This is a genomic window from Nocardia higoensis NBRC 100133, assembly GCF_000308595.1.
Classification (GTDB): Bacteria; Actinomycetota; Actinomycetes; order Mycobacteriales; family Mycobacteriaceae; genus Nocardia; species Nocardia higoensis.
On record NZ_BAGA01000032.1, the window covers coordinates 1 to 21127 of the forward strand.

Below are 21127 nucleotides of genomic sequence, written 5' to 3' on the forward strand. Positions count from 1 at the left end.
GGGCACCCGCACGCCGGTCACGAATTCCTCCAGCCGTGCGAGGCCGTCCAGATCCAGATCGTTGGTCGGCTCGTCGAGCAACAGGATGTCGTAGCGCGACAACAGCACCGAGGCGAGTCCGGCGCGGGCGGCTTGGCCACCGGAGAGGGCGGTCATCGGAGTGGCGAGTCCCTGCGCGAGCGAATCGGTCAGGCCGAGTTCGGCGGCCACCTCCTCGGCCCGCGGTTCCAGATCCGCGCCGCCGAGCGCGAGCCAGCGTTCCAGTGCGGGCGAGTAGTCGTCGTCCCCGCCCTCGGCCAGGCGCTCGGCCGCGGCGTCCATCGCCCGCTGGGCCGCGCTGACACCGGTCCGCCTGCCGAGGAAGTCGAGCACCGACTCACCCGGCATGCGCTCGGGTTCCTGCGCGAGGTAGCCGATCGTCGCGTCCGGTGGGCTCGTCGTCATGGTGCCCGCCGCGGGGGCGCGGTCCGCCAGCATCCGCAACAGCGTCGACTTGCCCGCGCCGTTCACCCCCACCAGGCCGATGACGTCGCCGGGGGCGAGGGTCAGGTCGAGGTCCTCGAACAGGACTCGTTCACCGTGTCCGGCGGCCAGGCCGCGCGCGTGCAGAGTGGTGCTCACCCGGACCAGTCTGCCGTGTCCGCGCACCTCGCCCCGCCCCGGTGCCCGCCCGCCGCGAGGACCGGTCGTCGGGGTTTCACCCCTGGTCCGGCCGGGCGGAAATCAGGGTCGGTATGGGGTGGTCGACCGATGCGCCGCGCGGCGCCCGCGACGACAGTGGAGGACATACCGAATCAGAGGGAAGGATCTTCCGATGACCGCACCCACACGTCGTCTCACCCGCTCCGACGATCGCTGGATAGCGGGTGTCTGCGGCGGCATCGCCGACTACTTCGGCTGGAACGCGAACGCCGTGCGCCTGGTGTTCGTGCTGTCCTGCCTGCTGCCCGGCCCCCAGTTCCTGTTGTATCTCGTGCTCTGGCTGGTGATTCCCCGGCGCTGATCCGGGCTGCTCTCGCGGCGGCGGTGGCCGCTGGGGCGGGGCTGACGCGCGGGCGCCGAGATGACAGGATGGAGGAATCAAGCGCCCGCGCAGACGGCGCTGCATCGCAGGGGTCGGCGTTCGAGGAGGAGCCATGGTCACGTCCGGCGAATTCGGGGGTCTGGAACTGCCCGGCATCGACACCTCCACCGCCCTCGACGATCTCGGTGCCGTCGAACTCGGCAACCCCACCCAGGACATCGACGGCGACGGCCTGCTCGACACCGACACCACCCACGGTCTCGACGCCGTGCAGGTCTGGACCGACTTCGACGGCGACGGCCTCGCCGACCACGTCACGGTGGTCGAGAACGACGGCGATCACGCCTCCTGGGAGTTCCACCGCCATCCCGACGGCACCTCCGAGTGGGTCCGTACGGACCAGGGCACGCTGGGGAAGTGACCCGCTGCCGGCGCTTCTGCGGCCGGGCCGAGCTCACCCCGCACCGCGAATCGCGGGAACCGTACCCTCGTCGGCTGCGTCCAAAGAGGTAGTCGAAGGTAGTAGGGCGGTCGTGTGTGGCCGGCCCGACGTGGATGAAGGAAGGGGTCCCGGTCGATGAGTACCAACAGCTCGCTCGGCGTGAGCACCGGCGAACTCGGGCGACTCGCCAACGATCTCCGGTCGTCGGGGACGACCGTGGCCGGCCACGTCGTGCAAATCAACGACAACCTCTTCGGTGCGAGCCACGCCGGTGCGAAATACGCCGCCGAAGGCAAGGACATCCAGGCAGGGCTGGAAGCGCTGCGCAAGCGCGTCGACGACTGGTCCACCGCTACCGGGGCGACGGCCGATGTGATCGGCGCTGCGACCGTCGAATACTCGAATGTCGACAAAGAGCGCGCCGACCAGATGAACAACCAGTGATCACGGGGGACGAACAGTGACCGGTTCCGGGCCGATCGACCAGAGCGTGACGGGGCTTCTGGACTACGGCTCCAAAATGCTCTTGTACTTCGAAGAATTCCATCCTCTGTACGCGCGCGCATTTCCGAAAAAGGTCGGTATCAAGAGTTACGAGGAATTGCACGCGCGCTACTACGAACAGAACGGGATGGACGAAGGCGCCCTCGTCGATGCTTTCGAGGCCGTATCGGCCGCGGCCGCGGCGATGACCAAAGAGCACGGTGTCCAGCAGACGATCTCCCAGAGTATTTCGCAGGCCTGGCAGGGCGACGCGGCCTCGGCAGCGCTGGACATGATCAGTACCCAGCTCCGACTGGCTGACGACGATGCCGCAGCAGCGAGAAATATCGCGGCGACACTCGAGAGTGCGCCGACCGCATTGCGAGCGGCGGTGAAGATCAAGTCCGACCGCGTCTCCGCGATCATGGAGGATATGGAGATCAAGTTCGACGGCAAGTCTCCGGACGATGTCCTGGCAATCATTGCCGGCTCCGAGGGAATCGGCCTGTCGAGCGGGTGGCACGACGGCACTCTGGTCAGCAAGATCCGCCGAATCTTTCCCGACATGGAGGAAGGGTTCGCCGACGGGATGACCACGCTCACCAACACGTTGTTCTTCGGCACATGGGTGGTGGGCGGCACGCCGTATGCGGACATGGTGAAGAAGCGTTGCCAGGATTGGCTGGACGCCGTTTTCGCACCCGACTACCCGAAAAAGGTCGACAAGTTCGTCGAAGCTTGTGATCTCACGCACGGGAAAGTGATCGAAACCTATAGTGCGATCACGAATGCGCTGAAGGCGCTGAAGACAGACCCGTATCCGCAGCCGGACGTGGTGCCGTCGCAGAAAAACCCATCCGGAGAAACCCCTTCCCCTGCCGGCGAGACGCCGAGCACCAATCCGTCGAACACCAGCACTCCGTCGTCGACCGATACCCCGACGACACCGGCGAGTTCTCCCGCCGGCACCCCGACCGGCACCGATACCGACGACGACTCGACGAATCCGGCGGGCACGTCGAATCCGTTGAGCGGCTTGACCAATCTGAGTCAGATCGCCGATCAGCTGAGCCCGGTGCTGACTTCCCTGACCGAGAGCGTGCAGACCGCGCTGACCGCGCTGAGCACCACGGTCGACGAGGAGATCGACAAGGCGCTGGAGAACTTGAAGAACCTCACCGGCGCCGAGAACGATCCGGCCGACGACACCGGCGGGGACGAGGACGGCGACGGCAAGCCGGACGGCGAGGTCGAGCCGCTGGCCGAGTTCGATCTCGCGGGCAAAGAGGTGACGTTCGAGCAGGGGGAGGACGGCCTGAAGATGGTCCTCACCGATTCCGACGGGAAGACCACCGAGTACCGCATGACTATCGACGAGAACGGCGTACCGCTCGTTTCGGCGGTCGACGGCGAGCCCACCGGTGGCGGCGAGGGCGGGCAGACACCGGCCGAAGGGACTCCGGCGGGGGCGCCTGCCGCCGGGGAACAGCCCGCGAGCTCGACATCGGTGCCCTCGGCGCCGGCGCCGGGCAAGCGGGAAGAGGACGGGGAGTACATCCCGACACCCATTCCGGCCCCGGAGCTCACCGAGGACGAGGCCGAACCCGTGGCCGAACCCGAGGCGCCCGCGGTCCCGGTCGCCGACGAGCCTCCGGTCGGGGACACCGGCGCTGTGCTCGCGGAGGCCGGACCGCTGTGATGATGGTGCCCGGGCAGTCGCGGCGGTCGCGGTGTGCCGGCCGCTGTCGGTGAAGGAGGACGACGATGGTGGATTACGGCGCCGAAATGGAACGCATCATCGACCAGTGCAGGCGGGACGCGGCCGCCATCGAGAGCGATCTGGCGGAAATCAACCGCCGGACCGCCGAGACGAGCGCGATGCTGACCGAGCAGTCGCGCGCGGCGATGCGGGAGTTCTGGGAGGTGCACGGCGAGGCGATCTCCCGAGCGCAGGCCGAGGCCGAGGAGCAGGAGCGCAGGGAAGCCGAGGAGCGGGCCGAGCAGGAACGGCAAGCCGCGGAGTTGCGCGCGCACCGCGAGGCGATGGCGCGATCGGCCGCGGCGCGCCGGTCCGGCGACGTGGTGGTGCCGATCGATGACGAAGATCCCGAGGGCGAGTACTACCGGCGGGAGAGCTGGCTCATCTGAGCCCGCGTCGTGGACATCGCCCGCGTGGCGGGCATCGACCGAACCCGGGGGGCGACCGCCGTGGGTATCGCCGCGGCGCGGCGATCCGGATCCGGTGGCTGCTCGGCTCCGGAATTCCGTGACGGCGGGAGAGCGGTCAGCGGCCGACCAGTTGCCGCAGGGTGCCCAGCGAGAGGGCCGGCTTGGCCTCTTTCTCCTCGACGGGGGCGTGCGGGTCGATGACCGTGGTCCGGGGGATGTCGGCCTCGGGATCGGCGAAGGCCGCGTATTTCTTGTCGCCGGTGAGGGTGTGCAGGAGGTAGCCGGTGAGCAGCGCCCGGGTGGTGCGCTGGGTCTTGGGCTCGTGCTTGCCCGCACCGAGGGCCGACAGCGCGCGGCGGCCCTCGATGAGGCCGTTGTGGGTGGCGCCGTCGAGGCGGCGCAGGACGAGCGGGCCGGACCAGGCGGTGGCCAAGGGCAGGGCGTTGGAGTTGACGCCCGCGATATCGGTGCCGGCCAGCAGCAGGGCGGGGGCGTGGACACGGTCGGCCAGGGATTCCGCGGCGGGCGCGGTGGGGGCCGGGAAGAGCGGGACGACGGCGGCGACGTCGCGCTGGGCGGCGGCGATGACCGCGGCTCCCGCGCCCATGCCGTGACCGGCCAGGGCCAGCCTGTCGGGGTGGACGGTGACGGTGCCGTCGCCGAGACGCACGCCGGTGCAGATGTCGAGGGTGGTGAGCAGGTCGGTGGCCAGGCCCAGATGTGACGGGATCGGACCGCGTTCGGTGTCGGGGGCGGCGGTCACGATGCCCCAGGACGCGAGGTGCTCGAGGAGCTCGCGGTAGCGGCCCGAACCGGTCAGCCAGCTGTGACCGAAGGCGACGGCGGGCAGCCCGCGCCCGCTTTCCGGGGTGTAGACGACACCCGGCTGGCCCGCGATTCCCAGGTTGCCGCGCAGCACGCGATGCGGGCCACGACGGGTCAGGGCGCTCAGAAGCTCTTTCACAGACACCGACACGACGTGAACGTTATCCGATAAGTACTCTGGGGAGCCATGTGCGGAATCGTTGGCTACGTCGGGTACCGGGACGCGCTCGGCGTCGTCGTTGACGCATTGCGCCGCATGGAATACCGCGGATACGACTCCGCGGGCGTCGCGATCCTCAACGGCGCGGGTTCGCTGGCAGTCGAACGCAAAGCCGGCCGCCTGGCGAACCTGGAAGCCGAACTCGCCGAGTCGGGTCCGGACGCGTTCGCGGGCAGCACCGGCATGGGGCACACCCGCTGGGCCACCCACGGCGCGCCCACCGACCGCAACGCCCACCCGCACCGGGCCGCCGACGGCAAGGTCGCGGTGGTGCACAACGGCATCATCGAGAACTTCGCCCCACTGCGGCGCGAGCTCGAGGACGCGGGCGTCGAGCTGCTCAGCGACACCGACACCGAGGTGGCGGTCCACCTCGTCGCTCGCGCCTATGCCGAAGGCCCGACCGCGGGCGATTTCCGGGCCAGCGCGCTGGCTGTGCTGCGCCGCTTGGAGGGCGCGTTCACACTGGTGTTCGCCCATGCCGACCACCCGGACATGATCATCGCCGCCCGCCGCAACACCCCGCTGGTGGTGGGTGTCGGCAAGGGCGAGATGTTCATCGCCTCCGATGTCACCGCGTTCATCGAGCACACCCGCGAGGCGGTCGAGCTCGGCCAGGACCAGGCCGTGGTGATCACCGCCGAGGGCTACTCCGTCACCGACTTCGCCGGTCGCGCCGACGAGGTGCGGACCCGGCCGTACACGATCGACTGGGATATCGCCGCCGCCGAGAAGGGCGGCCACGACTACTTCATGCTCAAGGAGATCGAGGAGCAGCCCACCGCGGTCGCCGACACGCTGATCGGGCATTTCACCACCGACGAGTCGGGCGGGCGGATCGTGCTCGACGAGCAGCGGCTGGCCGACCAGGAGCTGCGCGAATTCGACAAGGTGTTCGTGGTGGCCTGCGGCAGCTCCTACCACGCGGGCCTGCTGGCGAAGTACGCGATCGAGCATTGGACCCGCCTGCCCGTCGAGGTCGAACTCGCCAGCGAGTTCCGCTACCGCGATCCGGTGCTGGACCGTTCCACGCTGGTGGTGGCGATTTCGCAGTCGGGCGAGACCGCCGACACGCTGGAGGCGGTGCGCCACGCCAAGGAGCAGAAGGCCAGGGTGCTGGCGATCTGCAACACCAACGGCGCCCAGATCCCGCGCGAATCCGACGCGGTGCTCTATACCCGCACCGGCCCCGAGATCGGCGTGGCCTCGACCAAGGCGTTCCTCGCGCAGGTCGCGGCCAATTACCTGGTCGGTCTGGCGCTGGCACAGGCACGTGGCACCAAGTACCCCGACGAGGTCGCCCGCGAGTTCCAGGAACTCGAAGCCATGCCGAAGCTGGTCGCCCGGGTACTCGAAACCGCGCCGCAGGTGCGTGCGATCGCCCGTGACCTCGCGCAGGTGCCGACCGTGCTGTTCCTCGGTCGCCACGTCGGCTACCCGGTGGCGTTGGAAGGCGCGCTGAAACTCAAGGAATTGGCCTACATGCACGCCGAGGGCTTCGCCGCGGGCGAGCTCAAGCACGGCCCGATCGCGCTGATCGAGGACGGACTGCCGGTGATCGTGGTGATGCCGTCGCCGAAGGGCCGGGCGGTGCTGCATTCCAAGCTGTTGAGCAATATCCGCGAGATCCAGGCCCGTGGCGCGCGCACCATCGTGATCGCCGAGGAGGGCGACGAAACGGTGCGGCCGTTCGCCGACGATCTGATCGAGATTCCGTCCGCGCCCACGCTGTTCCAGCCGCTGCTGTCCACCGTGCCGCTGCAGATCTTCGCGGCCGAGATCGCGCAGGCCCGCGGCTACGACGTCGACAAGCCGCGCAATCTGGCCAAGTCCGTCACCGTCGAATAAGCCGCCGGGCGGACCGGGGCCTGTACCGATCCCGGCCGTGTCCGCGCGCCGTCCGCCGGCGCGGCAACGGCGAGCGGCGCGCTGAAAGACGGCGCGTCGAGCCGGTTATTCGACGGTGACGGTGCCGCGCATCTCCGGATGCAGTGAGCACAGGTAGCGGTACTCTCCGGGCACTGTGAAGGTGTAGCTCCACTCGCCGGCGGTGAGGATGGGACTGTTGATGCCCATCGCCTTGTCGCCGATGCCCTGCACCGAATGTGGCACGCTGTCGGCGAATTTCCAGGTCACGGTGTCGCCGACACGGATGGTTACCGCGCTCGGGGAGAAGGTCATGTCGTCGACATCCACGGTGACCGCCGAGGCGGGCGCGGGCGCGGACGGTTCCGCCGGTGCGCCGGTACCGGCGGTCGCCGGGGTCGTGGCCGGTTCGGCGTCCTCGGAGCCACATCCGGCGAGGACGGTGGAGGCGGTCAGGACGAGCGCGGCGACCGCACGCGCGCGGGTGGAACGGTGCAGGATCGACATGAGCGACGAGCGTAGTGGGCGGCCGGGTAAGGTCCGGACGCACGGGCCGTGCGGGTGCGGCGGCGCGTCGGTGTCCGGTCCGGCCGATGGTGGGAGGCGCGCGTAGATGACGGTTCGATCAGGCTCTTCGCTGTTCCCCGAGCGGGGCTATTTCACCGTGGCCGAGGTGCGTGCCGCCGAAGCGGAACTGTTCACGCGCGTGCCGGTGGGTGTGCCGATGCAGCGGGCGGCGCACGGGCTGGCCCGGGTGGTGGCCGCCGAACTGCGGGAGCGCACCGGCGGGGTGGCGGGGCGGGCGGTGACCTTGATCGTCGGCGCCGGGGACAACGGCGGCGACACGCTGTGGGCGGGGGCGAAGCTGCGGGCCCGCGGGGTCGCGGTGCGCGCGATCCTGCTCGCTCCCGAGCACGCGCACCCGGCGGGGCTCGCCGCGTTCCGCCGGGCGGGCGGCCGGGTCGGCAGCGAGATCGGCCGACCGGACCTGGTGGTCGACGGGATCGTCGGTATCGGTGGCAAAGGGCCGCTGCGTCCGGCGGCCGCGGAAGTGATGGCGCGGGTGGCGGCGCCGATCGTGGCGGTCGACCTGCCCAGCGGGGTGGATCCGGACACCGGCGCGGTCGACGGGCCCGCCGTGCGCGCGGCGGTGACGGCGACCTTCGGAGCCCGCAAGCCGGTGCACGCGCTGGCCGCGCCGTGGTGTGGCCGAATCGAACTGGTGGACATCGGATTACGACTGCCCCCGGCCCGGCTGGCGGCACTCTCGCCCGCCGGAGTGGGCGCGCGGTGGCCGGTGCCTGCCGCCTCGGACGACAAATACACCCAGGGCGTCACCGGAGTCTGCGCGGGCAGCGCGACCTATCCGGGTGCGGCGGTCCTCGCCGTGGGCGGTGCGATCGCGGCGACCTCCGGAATGGTGCGCTACGCCGGAAGCGCTGCGGCGCAGGTGCTCGCGCGTTTCCCCGAGGTGATCGCCGCCGGCGATGTCGCCACCACCGGCCGGGTGCAGTCCTGGGTGTTCGGCCCCGGCGCGGGCACCGACGCCCCCGCGCGAGAACGGCTCGCCGAGATTCTCGCCACCGAGTTGCCGGTCGTGCTCGACGCCGACGGTCTGACCCTGCTGGCGCGCGAACCCGATCTGCTGCGCGGACGCACCGCGCCGACCGTGTTGACCCCGCACGCAGGCGAATTCGCCCGGCTGACCGGGTGCGAGCCCGGTCCGGACCGCGTCGCCGCGGTCCGTGATCTGGCCGAGCGATGGCAGGTCACCGTGTTGCTCAAGGGCCGCGCCACGCTGATCGCCCATCCCGGACGGCGGGTGCTGGTCAACGAGGCGGGCGGGTCCTGGGCGGCGACGGCGGGTGCGGGCGATGTGCTCTCCGGGATCATCGGCGCGCTGCTGTCCGCGGGCCACGACCCCGCCGATGCCGCGGCGTCGGCGGCCCGGGTGCATGCACTCGCCGCGGCCCTGGCGGCCCGTGATCCGGGCCCCGCCGGTGCGCCGATCTCCGCCTCGCCGCTGCTGGCCCATGTCCCCGCCGCGATCGCCGACCTCCGTGCGCTCGCCGAGGCGGGATCCTCGCGTTCCAGCTGACCAGCCGCTTCGGCGGATATCAGCGTGCCGGGCATCCGGGGTTTCGCCGGGCATCCGGGGTTTCGCCGGGCATCCGGGGTTTCGCCGGGCTCCAGGGTTCCGCCGGGCCTCACGGTTCCGCCCGGCTCGTGGCTTTGCCCGGCTCACGGTTCCGCCCGGCTCGTGGCTTCGTTCGGCTTACGGCTTCGCCCGACGAGGCGGCGTGCCGAGCCGGACGCGGCAACGTCCTACACCGTCGCGGCCGGTGTCGATGGAACAGTGAGCGGTGCGCATCCCGCCCCGGGCGATCGGGCCCCGCGCAGCCCGCGCGGAGACACCGACCGGCCCGGTGGTTGTGGCGGCGGAACCGGTTCGGCGACGACAGCGGCTCCTGCGTGCCCTGCATCACGAACCGCCCTGTGACCGGCAACGCTGCGGCCGCGACGACGCCCTTCCGAGCAGCGGCCCGCTTCCCGTGGGCCGTCGCTCGCAGACGGCCGCCGAGGGGCGGATCGAGCACGCCCGCAACGGGAATCGGCGGTGATCAACCCCCGTGAACATTGCTGTGACCTGCCCGTTCGTGGTCCGGCGAGACGGGGTGCCCATAGCTTCGGGGGCGGCGAGTGGCAGGATCGGGGCTCGTGAATGCCCAAGTGGAGACGGTCGTCGATCTCGACGCGATTGCCCATAACGTCCGCGTTCTACGCGACCATGCCGGTGCCGCGGCCCTGATGGTCGTCGTCAAGGCGGATGCCTACAACCACGGCGCGGTGCAGGTGGCGCGTACGGCGCTGGCGGCGGGGGCACGCGAACTGGGTGTGACGACGATCCCGGAGGCGCTGCGATTGCGCGAGGCGGGCATCACCGCGCCGATCCTGTGCTGGCTGCACACCGAGGACACCGACTACGCCGCGGGCGTCGCCGCCGACGTCGAGGTCGGCGTGTCCAGCACCGCGCAGCTGCGGGCGGTCGCGGCGGCGGCCCGCACGCTCGGCCGGACGGCCACGGTCACCATGAAGGTCGACACGGGTTTGAATCGCAACGGCATCGCCGAGGCCGAATTGCCCACGGCGCTGGCCGCATTGAGCGAGCTGGCCGAGGAGAAGGTCGTCCGGTTGCGCGGCATGTTCTCCCATCTGGCCCATGCCGACGAGCCCAAGCACGCCTTTCTCGACGAGCAGCGCGAGCGGTTCGTCGCGGCGATCGCCACCGCGTCGGCGCGCGGGTTGCGCCCGGAGGTGGCCCACATCGCCAACTCGGCGGCGACCATGACCCGGCCGGATCTGCATTTCGACATGGTGCGCCCCGGCATCGCCGTCTACGGCCTGAGCCCCGTGCCCGAGCTCGGTGATTTCGGTCTGCGGCCGGCCATGACGTTCCAGGCCTCGGTCGCGCTGGTGAAGCGGGTCGCCGCGGGCGAGGGCGTGTCCTACGGACACCAGTGGACCGCCCCGCGCGACACCACCGTGGCGCTGGTGCCCGCCGGCTACGCCGACGGCGTCTTCCGGCCGCTGAGCGGGCGGTTCGATGTGTGGCTCGGCGGTGCCCGGCGCCCCAGTGTGGGCCGCGTCTGCATGGACCAGTTCGTCGTCGATCTCGGCGCGAACGAAGCGGGGGTGACCGAGGGCGACACCGCGGTACTGTTCGGTGCGGGCCCGGGGGTCCCGAGCGCGCAGGAGTGGGCGGACCGGCTCGACACCATCCACTACGAAGTGGTCTGCGCGCCACGTGGCCGGGTGAGCCGACGTCACATCGGGGCCGGTTCGTGACGTGTGCCGGATCTGTTGCCGACCGGTGCGCTGCTGTGCTGGACTCGAAATCAGTCTGCTGAGGGGAAGCATCCGATGAGGTCACGACATTCCGTGGTCGGACGCGGGGGACTGGCCGCCGCCCTGATGGTCGGCGCGCTCGCCGGGGCACACGCGCTACGCCGGGCGGGGCAGTGGGCACTGCACGCGAATCGCCCCGACGAGTACCGGGACGAGAACTTCGCGCTGTTCGACAGCGATACGGTGAGCACGGTGCGGACCGCCGACGGCGTGCGGCTGGCGGTGCGCACGCACGGGCATGAGGATGCCGCGGCCACCGTCGTTTTCGTGCACGGTTTCTGTAACACCATGGAGTCGTTCCACTTCCAGCGCCGCGATCTGCCGCAGCGCTGGGGGCCGGACGTGCGGCTGGTCTTCTTCGACCAGCGCGGGCACGGTCGTTCCGGCACACCGCCGAAGGGCAGCTGCACGGTCGGCCGGCTGGGCCGGGACCTGGGAACGGTCATCGAGAAGGTCGCGCCGACCGGGCCGGTGGTGCTGGTGGGTCATTCGCTCGGCGGCATGACGGTGCTCGCCGCGGCGTCCCGGTTCCCCGAGCTGTTCGCCACCCGGATCAGCGCGGTGGCCTTGATCTCCACGACGGCGGCCGAGGTGACTTCGATGGGGGTCACCCAGCTGCTGCGCAATCCGGCGGTCGACGGCTTCCGGCTGCTCGCGCACCTCGCGCCCGCCCTCGTGCAGGCCGGGCGCACCACCGCCAGGCACGTGATCACCCCGCTGCTGCACGTCACCTCCTTCCACGGCCCGGTCAGCCCGGCGTTGTCGCGGTTCACCACCCGGATGATCGATCGCACGCCGATCGACACGATCGTGCAGTTCCTCGATTCCCTTCGCGTGCACGACGAATCCGCGGCGCTGCCCGCGCTGGCCACCACCCCCGTGCTGGTGCTCGGCGGCAGCAACGACCTGGTCATCCCGTTCGGTCACTCGCGTCTGCTGGCCGAGGCGCTGCCCGTCAGCGAGCTGGTGCGGGTCCGTGACGCCGCGCACATGCCGCACCTGCAACACCCGGATCAGGTGAACGACGCGCTCGACGGGCTGCTCGTGCGCGCCGGGATCTTCGACGAGGACATGCGGCTGCGGCTGGGCGGCTGATCCTCGCGTCGGCGGGCACGGGGACCGGCGAGGCGCCCGCGACCGCACCGGTAGGCTCGGCGCCGGTGGCGGACCGGGAACGGCCGCCGGTATCGAGACGGAAACGGAGGGTGGGCGTGACAGAGCGGCACGAGCGCAGCCTGCCGACCGTCGCCGACACCGAGGCGCTGGGACGGGAATTGGCCGCAGCCCTGTCGGCGGGCGATCTGGTGGTGCTCGACGGCCCGCTCGGCGCGGGCAAGACGGCACTGACCAGGGGGATCGCCGCGGGTCTCGGCGTGCAGGGGCGAGTCAGCTCGCCGACCTTCATCATCGCCCGGCTGCACCGTGCGGGCGAGCGTGCCGATGCGCCCCCGGTGCCGCTGGTGCACGTGGACGCCTACCGGCTCGACGGCGATCTCGACGAGCTGGACGCGCTGGACCTGGACACCGAACTGCATCGGGCGGTCGTGGTCGTCGAGTGGGGCCGCGGCGTCGTCGAGCATCTGACCGAACGCCATCTGCGGGTGGAACTGCGCAGGGAGCCGGACTCGGAGGTGCGCACCGCCGTCTGGGAGTGGATCGGCTGACCGGCCGGCTGGTACCGAAAGCCCGTCCCTTCCGGGGGCCTTCGGCCACAGCCCGATGCTGAGCGAAGACGCGAGCTACCACCCGGTATCGTGGGGTCAATCATGCTTGTACTCGCCGTCGACACCGCGACCCCCGCCGTCACCGCGGGACTGGTGGAACTGGGGCAGGCCGCGGACGGTTCGGTCGACGCGGCCGGGTCACGCACACTGGCCTCGCGGATCACCGTAGACGCGCGCGCCCACGCGGAGGTGCTCACCCCGCAGATCCTCCAATGCCTGGACGAGGCACAACGTTCGAGGACGGACATCGAGGCGGTCGTCGTCGGCATCGGACCGGGACCGTTCACCGGACTGCGAGTGGGCATGGCGACCGCGGCGGCCTTCGGTGACGCGCTCGGCCTTCCGGTGCACGGGGTGTGCAGTCTCGACGCCCTCGCCGCCGATGTGGCGGCGGCGGCCGATCTGCCCGCCGCCAGGGAACTGCTCGTGGTCACCGACGCGCGCAGGCGCGAGGTGTACTGGGCTCGCTACCGTGACGGAGTCCGCATCGACGGCCCCGGTGTGATCAAGCCCGCCGACCTCGATCCCGCGGGCGCGGGCGCGGTGGCGGGATCGGCCTCGCACGTCGACTACTTCGATCTGCCGGTGATCCCGGTCGAGACTCCCTCGCCGGCCGGGCTGGTCCGGGTGGCCGCCGGGCAGCTGCTGGCCGGCGCGGCGCCCGAGCCGTTGACGCCGTTGTATCTGCGCAGGCCCGACGCCGTGGAGAAGGCTTTCCGCACGCTCGACCGGACGGGGGCGTGACGGTGACCGAAGCACCGGGCCGCGACACCGGAATCAGCCATGCGGGGATCAGCATCGTGCCGATGACCGAGGCGGACATCGCGCGCTGCGTGGAACTCGAGCACGTGCTCTTTCCGGAGGACGATCCCTGGCAGGCGGTGTCCTTCCACTCCGAACTCGCGGGCGCGCACAATCGCTACATCACCGCGCGCGACAGCGCCGGACGAATGGTCGGTTACGCGGGCATCGCCCTGCTCGGCGATCCCGAACATCCCGAAGCCGAGGTGCACACCATCGGCGTAGACCCCGAGTGCCATCGCGGCGGCATCGGCACCCTGCTGCTGAACGCGCTGCTCGCCGAGGCGGGCAAGCGCGGCGGCCCGGTGTTCCTGGAGGTGCGCACCGACAACGCGCCCGCGATCGCGCTCTACGCCAAGCACGGATTCCACATCATCGGCTTGCGCAAGAACTACTACCACCCCAGCGGCGCCGACGCCTACACCATGCGCAGGCCGGAACTGACCGCGCAGGGCCGGGAATGGCGCGCGGGCCAGACCGACGAGGTGTTGTCGTGATCGTCATGGGCATCGAATCCTCCTGCGACGAGACAGGTGTGGGCATCGTCCGGCGGCACCCGGACGGCCGCTGCGAACTGCTCGCCGACGAGGTGGCCTCCAGCGTCGACCAGCACGCCCGCTTCGGCGGCGTGGTGCCCGAGATCGCTTCGCGCGCCCACCTGGAGGCGATCGTGCCCGCCATGCGGCGCGCGCTGTCGGCGGCGGGCATCGTGGCGCCGGACGCGCTGGCCGTCACCATCGGCCCCGGTCTGGCCGGCGCGCTGCTGGTCGGCGTCGCGGCCGCGAAAGCCTATGCGGCGGCCTGGGATGTGCCGTTCTACGCGCTCAACCATCTCGGCGGGCATGTGGCCGTGGACACCCTCGAACACGGTCCGATGCCGCCGTGTGTGGCGCTGCTGGTCTCCGGTGGCCACACCCACCTGCTGCACGTCACCGATCTCGCCGACCCGATCGTCGAACTCGGCAGCACGGTCGACGACGCGGCGGGCGAGGCGTTCGACAAGGTCGCCCGGCTGCTCGGGCTCGGCTTCCCCGGCGGGCCCGCGCTCGACGCGGCGGCCCGCAGCGGCGATCCGCGTGCCATCGCTTTCCCGCGCGGCATGACCGGTCCGCGCGACGCCCGCCACGATTTCTCCTTCTCCGGTCTCAAGACCGCGGTCGCCCGGTATGTCGAGGCCGCGCAGCGCGAAGGCATCACCCCCGATCGGTTGCCGATCCCCGATATCGCCGCCTCGTTCCAGGAAGCGGTGGCCGACGTGCTCACCATGAAGGCGGTCCGGGCCGCGCAGGACGTCGGGGTCGACACGCTGGTGCTGGGCGGCGGCGCCACCGCCAACTCCCGGATCCGCTCGCTGGCCGAAGAGCGTTGCGCCGCCGCGGGTATCACGCTGCGGGTGCCCAAGCCACGGCTGTGCACCGACAACGGGGTGATGATCGCCGCGCTGGGCGCGCATGTGATCGCCGGTGGCGCAGCGCCTTCGCCGCTGACGGTCGCCAGCGATCCCGGACTGCCGGTGTCTGTCAGTCAGATCGCCTGACGCGTTCGGTCCGCGCGGTAAGCCGGCATCGGCAGACCGAGCGCGGCGCGCCGCCGGGTTATGCGGTGGTCGAGTCGTCGCTCGCGGACGAGCCGGAATCGGCGGGCGGGAGAGGCAGCCGGGTACGGGCGGGGGACTGTGTCGCGCCCGGCGAGGTGGTCGTCGACGGTCCCTCGAGAGGCAGACCGGGCCCTTGATGGCCGGAATCCTGTTCGGGCTCCTGTTGATCCAGCAGTGGGCCGAGCAGTTCGGGGAAGGGAATCGGCGGCAGGTTCGGATCCGGGCGCAGCGTCGGCGGGGTTGTCGGGGCCGCAGCATCGGTCGTCTGGGGCTCGATGGCATCCGGGGTGATGAGTACCGGTTGCGTCGTGCCGGGCGCCGTGTCGCGCTCGGGTGCGGGACCGGCGGCCGTGGCGCTCGTGGGTGGCCGGGTGGCGTTCGGCTCGGCGACGCGCGGCGTGGGCGCTCCGGTCGTCGTGGCGGGCAGGCGGGCGCCGCTGGTGGTGCCCGCGGGGGAGACCTCGTTGTCGGTCGTCGGGGCAAAGGTTTTGACGCCGTAGCCGATGATCAGCCCCACGACCACAACCGCGCACGCGAGCACGCCCGCGACCTTGGTGAAGGTGCCGGCCGAGGAGTCCGTGCCCACCTGGCCGGTGGCGATCGGTGTCGGTTGCGCGGCGTCGGCGACCAGCGCGGCGCCCTTGGCGATGACCGCTTCCGGATCGTCCACGGTGATCACCGGCATGTCGAGCTTGCGGCCCAGAGTCTGCGCGAGCGCCGGGATGTTGGCGCCGCCGCCCACGAGGGCCACCGCTTCCGGCGCCTTCGGCGAGCGGGCGAAGGCCGAGGCGACGTAGGCGGCGGTATCGGCGAGCAGGCCGCCGATGATGACCTCGAAATCGGCCCTGGTGAGCTTGAGCGGGCGGCCGGCCACGTGGTCGATGGTGACCGCGGGCGCCACCGACAGGTGCTCTTTGGCGGCCCGGCCGCGATTGATCAGCATGGCGCGGTTCGGGCGGGTGCCGCGCCGAGCGAAGTGCAGATCCACCAGATGGTGGTAGATGAGTTCGTCGATGGCGATACCGCTGATCGCGTGGGTGCGCTGGGAGTGCAGCACCGTGTCGTCGGCCTGCTCGGCGACGGTCACGCTCATGCCGGTGGCGCCGAGATCGACCAGGGCGATCGTGTCGTAGCGATCGGTGAGACCGGTGTGGCGCAGGTAGATCAGCGCCGCCTCCGCCTCCTGGACCAGTTGGAGTTCGCGCCGTTTACCGATGGCCGACCGGATGACCTGGGCCTGTTCTCTGCTTCGATAGGCGACCGCGACGCTGGTGGGCGGCGCGGCGGGAGTGTGCCCGGTGGCGTCGTCCTCGCCTGCGCGCCGCACGCCCGTCGAGTGGGTGGGCCACGAGGCGTCGTGCCCGGGCGGGGTGACGGGAAGCTGGGTGGTCATCAGGTCGATCGAGGAGGCGACGAGATCACCGATGTCGGAATGCGCGGCGTCGGCGGAGACGACGCGGTAGTCGAAGCTCTGAGCGCCGTTGGCGGCGGTGGCGACCAGTGCCGAGCAGACGACCTCGTTCCCGGCGGAGATGCCGAGGGACGTTCGCATGTTCACCTCCCTTCGACGGACGGGTGGGCGCGGGGCGGGTGGAGCTGGAGCAGCCGGTACAGGTGGGTTCGGTGGTGCGCAACGTGTCGTGACGAAGGATCCGGCGTCGATGCGGGCCCAGCACGACCCGACGGCCGTTATCCGGTCGTCGCCAATACTGTCACAATCCGTTATCCGAACGTTACAGTTTCCGCGAACCTATGGAAAGTCGGCGGAAGAATTGGCACCGCCTGGCCTTGAGCGCTGGCACTCGCGTGTATAGAGTGCTAGTGACACGGTTGCCTACCCCGGCAGCCGATGTCGAAACGCAGTTGTGACTACTGAGCAGGGGTCCCGGCACCCGCGACGACGGGGCTATGCGCAGGGTCAGCACCGTGACCGAACCCGATGGTCCGGGACAACAGTCCCGGACGACGTATCCCCTGAAAGTGGAGGGCTCAACGTGGCGAGCGTGAACATCAAGCCGCTCGAGGACAAGATCCTCGTCCAGGCCAACGAGGCCGAGACGACGACGGCCTCCGGCCTGGTCATCCCGGACACGGCGAAGGAGAAGCCGCAGGAAGGCACCGTCGTCGCCGTCGGCCCCGGCCGCTGGGACGAAGACGGCGAGAAGCGCATCCCCCTGGATGTCCAGGAGGGCGACACCGTCATCTACAGCAAGTACGGCGGCACCGAGATCAAGTACCAGGGCGAGGAGTACCTGATCCTCTCCGCGCGCGACGTGCTGGCTGTCGTCAGCAAGTGACCGCGCTCGACGCGGTCCGGTTCGGCCCGCGTCACCCGGCCCCGTCCGGGAACGAGTCGTAACGACGTGCCCCGGTTCCCCCACAGCGGGGCCGGGGCACTGTCGTTTCAGCCCCCATCCAAGGAAAAGGACTCATGGCAAAGCAGATCGAGTTCGACGAAAAGGCTCGCCGGGCTCTCGAACGCGGCGTCGACAAGCTCGCCGACGCGGTCAAGGTCACCCTCGGCCCGCGCGGTCGCCACGTGGTGCTCGCCAAGGCGTTCGGCGGACCGACCGTCACCAATGACGGCGTCACCATCGCGCGCGACATCGACCTCGAGGATCCCTTCGAGAACCTCGGTGCCCAACTCGTCAAGAGTGTCGCGACCAAGACCAACGACGTCGCGGGCGACGGCACCACCACCGCCACCGTGCTGGCCCAGGCGCTGGTGCGCGGCGGCCTGAAGAATGTCGCCGCGGGCGCCAACCCGATCACCCTGGGCTCCGGCATCGCCAAGGCCGCCGACGCGGTCTCCGAGGCGCTGCTGGCCGCCGCCACCCCGGTGTCCGGTGAGCAGGCCATCGCGCAGGTCGCGACCGTGTCCTCGCGGGACGAGGAGATCGGCGAGATGGTCGGCAAGGCGCTGACCACCGTCGGCAAGGACGGCGTGGTCACCGTCGAGGAGTCCTCGACGCTGCAGACCGAGCTGGTCGTCACCGAGGGCGTGCAGTTCGACAAGGGCTACCTCTCGCCCTACTTCGTCACCGACACCGACGCCCAGCAGGCGGTCTACGAGGACGTCCTCGTCCTGCTGCACCGCGAGAAGATCAGCTCGCTGCCGGACCTGCTGCCGCTGCTGGAGAAGATCGCCGAATCGGGCAAGCCGGTGCTGATCATCGCCGAGGACGTCGAGGGCGAGGCGCTGTCGACCCTGGTGGTCAACTCCATCCGCAAGACCCTCAAGGCCGTGGCCGTGAAGGCGCCGTTCTTCGGTGACCGCCGCAAGGCCTTCCTCGACGACCTCGCCGTGGTCACCGCGGGCACCGTGATCAATCCGGATCTGGGCATCACGCTGCGGGAGGCGGGCCTGGACGCGCTCGGCTCCGCGCGCCGGGTCGTCGTCACCAAGGACGAGACCACGATCATCGACGGTGCGGGCACCGCCGAGGACATCGCCGCCCGCGCGGCCCAGCTGCGCCGCGAGATCGAGGCGACCGATTCGGACTGGGATCGCGAGAAGCTCGAGGAGCGCCTGGCGAAGCTGGCAGGCGGCGTCGCCGTCATCAAGGTCGGCGCGGCCACCGAGACGGCGCTCAAGGAGCGCAAGTACCGGGTCGAGGACGCGGTGAGCGCGGCCAAGGCCGCCGTCGACGAGGGCATCGTGCCCGGCGGCGGCACCGCTCTGGTGCAGGCTTCGACCAAGCTGGTCGAACTGCGCGAGTCGCTGTCCGGCGACGAGGCGGTCGGCGTGGAGGTCGTGCGCAAGGCGCTGCAGGCGCCGCTGTTCTGGATCGCCACCAATGCGGGTCTGGACGGCGCGGTTGTGGTCAGCAAGGTCGCCGAGGGCAAGGAAGGCTTCAACGCCGCCACCCTGACCTACGGCGATCTGCTCACCGACGGCGTCGTCGATCCGGTCAAGGTGACCCGCTCGGCCGTGGTGAACGCCGCGTCCGTGGCGCGCATGGTGCTCACCACCGAGAGCGCCGTGGTCGACAAGCCCGCCGAGGAGGCCGACGATCACGGCCACCACGGGCACGCCCACTGATCAGGTCGTGAACCACAGCGCCCCCGGCCTTTCGGCCGGGGGCGCTGTCGTTTCCGCGCGGCCGAGCCGGGCAACGTCCGGTGCGCGACTGTCTCCCGCGCGTTTGCGCCGGACGTCCGAGGGGCATGTGCCCGCCGGGCGCGGGGCGGGAGAGGTGGGCAGGCCGCGGCAGAGGACGTGACCACGGGGGAGGGTCTTGCGAGCGAGGAAGGCCCGGAGGGAACCGGCAGCGAGGGGAATCGAGAGTCCGCGTGACTTCAGTCGTCGGCCGGAGAGCCTTCGGCGGCGATCGCCGCGAGCAGGCGGGCCCGTAATCCGGGCGGTGGGGCGGTGGCGGTGATCTCCGCCAGCGCGGCCAGGGCGTCCTGGGTGCGCAGTACTTCGGTGCGGAATCCCGCCCTGGCGGCGGGATTCTCGTCGTCGAGCGCTTCGTGCAAGGCGTGCTGGTCTTCGTCGTCGATCGATCCGAGCGCGACGGCGTGCGCGAGATCGATCCGGGCTTCGGTCAACTCACGTCACCCCCAAACTTTTCTTCAGTCGTGTCAAACCATCCCTGATCCGGGATTTCACGGTCGGCAACCCGACGCCGAGGTGCGCGGCGACCTCGGCGTAGGTGCGCCCACCGTAGTAGGCCAGCGAGATGGCTTCGCGCTGGGTCTCGGTGAGGTCGGCCAGGCCGGCGAGCACAGCGCGTTGTTCGGCTCTGCGCTCGACTTCCTCGACGACCTCGTCGAACTCGTCGTCGCACGCCCGCGCCCCGTAGGCCGCTTCCCGCAGGGTGTGGGCCTGTTCGGCGCGGACGCGATCGACCGCGCGCCGATGGGCGAGGGTCATCAGCCAGGTCATGGCCGAGCCGCGAGTGGGATCGAAATTGGCGGCGGTGCGCCATATCTGGAGGTAGACCTCCTGTGTGGTCTCCTCCGCGTACCCCGGGTCCTGGAGCACCCGCAGCACCAGACCGAACACGCGTGAGCTCGTCCGGTCGTACAGTTCGGCGAAAGCGATCTGGTCGTCCTGGCCGCATCGGCGCAACAGCGCGGCTAGTTCGAGGCTTTCGGTCACACGTGCCGACACCGCAGACTCCACACCTGGTGGGGTGGCTTCTCTTCGGATCGAGTCGCCCTCTGCGGCCGACGGCCGCGTCGTCACAACGCTCCATTCTGTGTCATCAGTCACTACGGTAGCGCGCCGGTATCGCCCGCGCACCCGAAGGGTGCCGGAAACCGTCAGTGGCTCAGCAATTTTGCGGCTATGTCTCGGCAACTCGCGACACGCCGTGCGTGTTACGAGCCGGCGACCCGGGGGACGCCCATAGTTGTCGGAAACATGGCCCGGCCCTCGACCCCGGGGACTGGGACGCCTCGGTGGCTCGGATACGGGGCCCGACCCGGCAGCGGGTCGGTTTCCGCAAGGCATTCGGCGCGGGTGCCGTGAGTGGATGGGTCGCGTTCTGTCAGACAGCCATGCGGCGGCGATTGCGCCGGGCATGCAGTTCGCGTTCGGTCTCGGACATGCCACCCCAGATGCCGTAGGGCTCGCTCACCTTGAGCGCGTGGCTACGGCACTGCATCAGGACCGGGCAGGCGCGGCAGATCTCCTTGGCGCGCATCTCGCGCGCCGTGCGGGCACGGCCGCGTTCGCCGTCGGGGTGGAAGAAGACCGCCGAGTCCACACCGCGGCAGGAACCGCGCATCTGCCAGTCCCAGACGTCGGCGTTCGGTCCGGGGAGGTGGGTCGGCATGGGCATGGTGAACTCCTTGTGATGCGAGCTCGTCAGCGTCGTCGAGCAGTTGTTTTCTGCACAGTCATCGGGTACGGCCCGATCGGCCGTGGCCGTGGGTCTCGCCGGGCGGGGAAGTCGCTGCAATTTCGCGCGGCGCCCGCCGTGGCGATGAGCTACGTTAGGGCCAGCCGTGAAATTCCGTCAATAGTTCGACGCACCGGCTTTCCGAATCGGAGAAGGCGAAATTTAACCTTCGTACTGTTTACATTCTTCCTTCAGTCCGGTAGTACTGGACGGTTGCCCGG

At 70.4% G+C, this 21127-nt stretch carries 22 protein-coding genes; 15 read left to right on the forward strand and 7 right to left on the reverse strand.

The window, feature by feature from the left end; genetic code table 11:
• The coding region (locus tag ON26_RS04060) for an ATP-binding cassette domain-containing protein (protein ID WP_040794639.1) at window positions 1-621 on the reverse strand (621 nt) is incomplete at its 3' end.
• A 193-nt stretch (window positions 622-814) separates the two neighbouring features.
• Here ON26_RS04060 and ON26_RS04065 point away from each other — a divergent pair.
• The 5 genes from ON26_RS04065 to ON26_RS04090 all read left to right on the forward strand — a co-directional run bounded on the left by ON26_RS04065 (window position 815) and on the right by ON26_RS04090 (window position 4097).
• Window positions 815-1003, forward strand: coding sequence for a PspC domain-containing protein (locus ON26_RS04065; RefSeq protein WP_040794612.1), 189 nt, complete (start codon window positions 815-817; stop codon window positions 1001-1003).
• A 133-nt stretch (window positions 1004-1136) separates the two neighbouring features.
• Window positions 1137-1445 (forward strand): DUF6802 family protein, encoded by a 309-nt coding sequence (locus ON26_RS04070; protein ID WP_040794613.1) that lies wholly within the window; start codon window positions 1137-1139, stop codon window positions 1443-1445.
• A 156-nt stretch (window positions 1446-1601) separates the two neighbouring features.
• The gene (locus tag ON26_RS04075; protein ID WP_157171780.1) at window positions 1602-1910 is read left to right on the forward strand and encodes a hypothetical protein; all 309 of its coding nucleotides are present in this window, start codon (window positions 1602-1604) and stop codon (window positions 1908-1910) included.
• A 46-nt stretch (window positions 1911-1956) separates the two neighbouring features.
• Complete coding sequence (locus ON26_RS04085) at window positions 1957-3648, forward strand: hypothetical protein (protein WP_157171781.1); 1692 nt, start codon at window positions 1957-1959, stop codon at window positions 3646-3648.
• 65 nt (window positions 3649-3713) lie between these two features.
• Complete coding sequence (locus tag ON26_RS04090; protein ID WP_040794617.1) at window positions 3714-4097, forward strand: hypothetical protein; 384 nt, start codon at window positions 3714-3716, stop codon at window positions 4095-4097.
• Between the two features lie 136 nt (window positions 4098-4233).
• On the opposite strand, the gene ON26_RS04095 is transcribed toward ON26_RS04090, so the two are convergent.
• A complete protein-coding gene (locus tag ON26_RS04095; RefSeq protein WP_040794618.1) occupies window positions 4234-5094 on the reverse strand; it encodes a dienelactone hydrolase family protein in 861 nt (286 codons plus the stop codon).
• Between the two features lie 36 nt (window positions 5095-5130).
• Between ON26_RS04095 and glmS the strand changes: the two genes are divergently transcribed.
• Window positions 5131-7011 (forward strand): glutamine--fructose-6-phosphate transaminase (isomerizing), encoded by a 1881-nt coding sequence (gene glmS, locus ON26_RS04100; RefSeq protein ID WP_040794619.1) that lies wholly within the window; start codon window positions 5131-5133, stop codon window positions 7009-7011.
• 105 nt (window positions 7012-7116) lie between these two features.
• On the opposite strand, the gene ON26_RS04105 is transcribed toward glmS, so the two are convergent.
• The gene (locus tag ON26_RS04105; protein ID WP_040794620.1) at window positions 7117-7536 is read right to left on the reverse strand and encodes a cupredoxin domain-containing protein; all 420 of its coding nucleotides are present in this window, start codon (window positions 7534-7536) and stop codon (window positions 7117-7119) included.
• A 106-nt stretch (window positions 7537-7642) separates the two neighbouring features.
• On the opposite strand from ON26_RS04105, the gene ON26_RS04110 reads away from it, so the two are divergent.
• The 7 genes from ON26_RS04110 (at window position 7643) to tsaD (ending at window position 14997) form a co-directional block, all read left to right on the forward strand.
• The gene (locus ON26_RS04110) at window positions 7643-9127 is read left to right on the forward strand and encodes an NAD(P)H-hydrate dehydratase (RefSeq protein ID WP_051026652.1); all 1485 of its coding nucleotides are present in this window, start codon (window positions 7643-7645) and stop codon (window positions 9125-9127) included.
• A 620-nt stretch (window positions 9128-9747) separates the two neighbouring features.
• Window positions 9748-10875, forward strand: a complete 1128-nt coding sequence (gene alr / locus ON26_RS04115) for an alanine racemase (protein WP_245545713.1) — start codon at window positions 9748-9750, stop codon at window positions 10873-10875.
• Window positions 10876-10950: 75 nt separating this feature from the next.
• Window positions 10951-12030 carry an alpha/beta fold hydrolase gene (locus ON26_RS04120; RefSeq protein ID WP_040794622.1) on the forward strand — a complete coding sequence of 360 codons (1080 nt, stop codon included), beginning with the start codon at window positions 10951-10953 and terminating at the stop codon, window positions 12028-12030.
• Between the two features lie 116 nt (window positions 12031-12146).
• Entirely contained in the window at window positions 12147-12599 is a 453-nt protein-coding gene (gene tsaE, locus ON26_RS04125) for a tRNA (adenosine(37)-N6)-threonylcarbamoyltransferase complex ATPase subunit type 1 TsaE (protein WP_040794623.1), read from the forward strand.
• 102 nt (window positions 12600-12701) lie between these two features.
• Window positions 12702-13403 carry a tRNA (adenosine(37)-N6)-threonylcarbamoyltransferase complex dimerization subunit type 1 TsaB gene (tsaB, locus tag ON26_RS04130; RefSeq protein WP_040794624.1) on the forward strand — a complete coding sequence of 234 codons (702 nt, stop codon included), beginning with the start codon at window positions 12702-12704 and terminating at the stop codon, window positions 13401-13403.
• A gap of 62 nt (window positions 13404-13465) precedes the next feature.
• Window positions 13466-13957: a ribosomal protein S18-alanine N-acetyltransferase gene (rimI, locus tag ON26_RS04135; protein ID WP_040794641.1), complete on the forward strand. Its 492-nt coding sequence runs from the start codon at window positions 13466-13468 to the stop codon at window positions 13955-13957.
• On the forward strand, window positions 13954-14997 hold the full coding sequence (tsaD, locus tag ON26_RS04140; protein ID WP_040794625.1) for a tRNA (adenosine(37)-N6)-threonylcarbamoyltransferase complex transferase subunit TsaD: 1044 nt from the start codon (window positions 13954-13956) through the stop codon (window positions 14995-14997). The genes rimI and tsaD overlap by 4 nt, the downstream gene beginning before the upstream one ends.
• Before the next feature lie 58 nt (window positions 14998-15055).
• On the opposite strand, the gene ON26_RS04145 is transcribed toward tsaD, so the two are convergent.
• Window positions 15056-16609, reverse strand: coding sequence for a DUF7159 family protein (locus tag ON26_RS04145; protein ID WP_040794626.1), 1554 nt, complete (start codon window positions 16607-16609; stop codon window positions 15056-15058).
• Window positions 16610-17051: 442 nt separating this feature from the next.
• Here ON26_RS04145 and groES point away from each other — a divergent pair, with 442 nt between their 5' ends.
• A complete protein-coding gene (groES, locus tag ON26_RS04150) occupies window positions 17052-17354 on the forward strand; it encodes a co-chaperone GroES (protein WP_014349218.1) in 303 nt (100 codons plus the stop codon).
• Window positions 17355-17488: 134 nt separating this feature from the next.
• Complete coding sequence (gene groL / locus ON26_RS04155; RefSeq protein ID WP_040794627.1) at window positions 17489-19099, forward strand: chaperonin GroEL; 1611 nt, start codon at window positions 17489-17491, stop codon at window positions 19097-19099.
• A gap of 257 nt (window positions 19100-19356) precedes the next feature.
• Here groL and ON26_RS04160 read toward each other — a convergent pair whose 3' ends face one another.
• The 3 genes from ON26_RS04160 to ON26_RS04170 all read right to left on the reverse strand — a co-directional run bounded on the left by ON26_RS04160 (window position 19357) and on the right by ON26_RS04170 (window position 20846).
• Complete coding sequence (locus ON26_RS04160; RefSeq protein WP_040794628.1) at window positions 19357-19608, reverse strand: RskA family anti-sigma factor; 252 nt, start codon at window positions 19606-19608, stop codon at window positions 19357-19359.
• A 1-nt stretch (window position 19609) separates the two neighbouring features.
• A complete protein-coding gene (gene sigK, locus ON26_RS04165) occupies window positions 19610-20185 on the reverse strand; it encodes an ECF RNA polymerase sigma factor SigK (protein WP_040794629.1) in 576 nt (191 codons plus the stop codon).
• 367 nt (window positions 20186-20552) lie between these two features.
• Window positions 20553-20846, reverse strand: a complete 294-nt coding sequence (locus ON26_RS04170; RefSeq protein ID WP_040794630.1) for a WhiB family transcriptional regulator — start codon at window positions 20844-20846, stop codon at window positions 20553-20555.
• Between the last annotated feature and the right edge of the window lie 281 nt (window positions 20847-21127).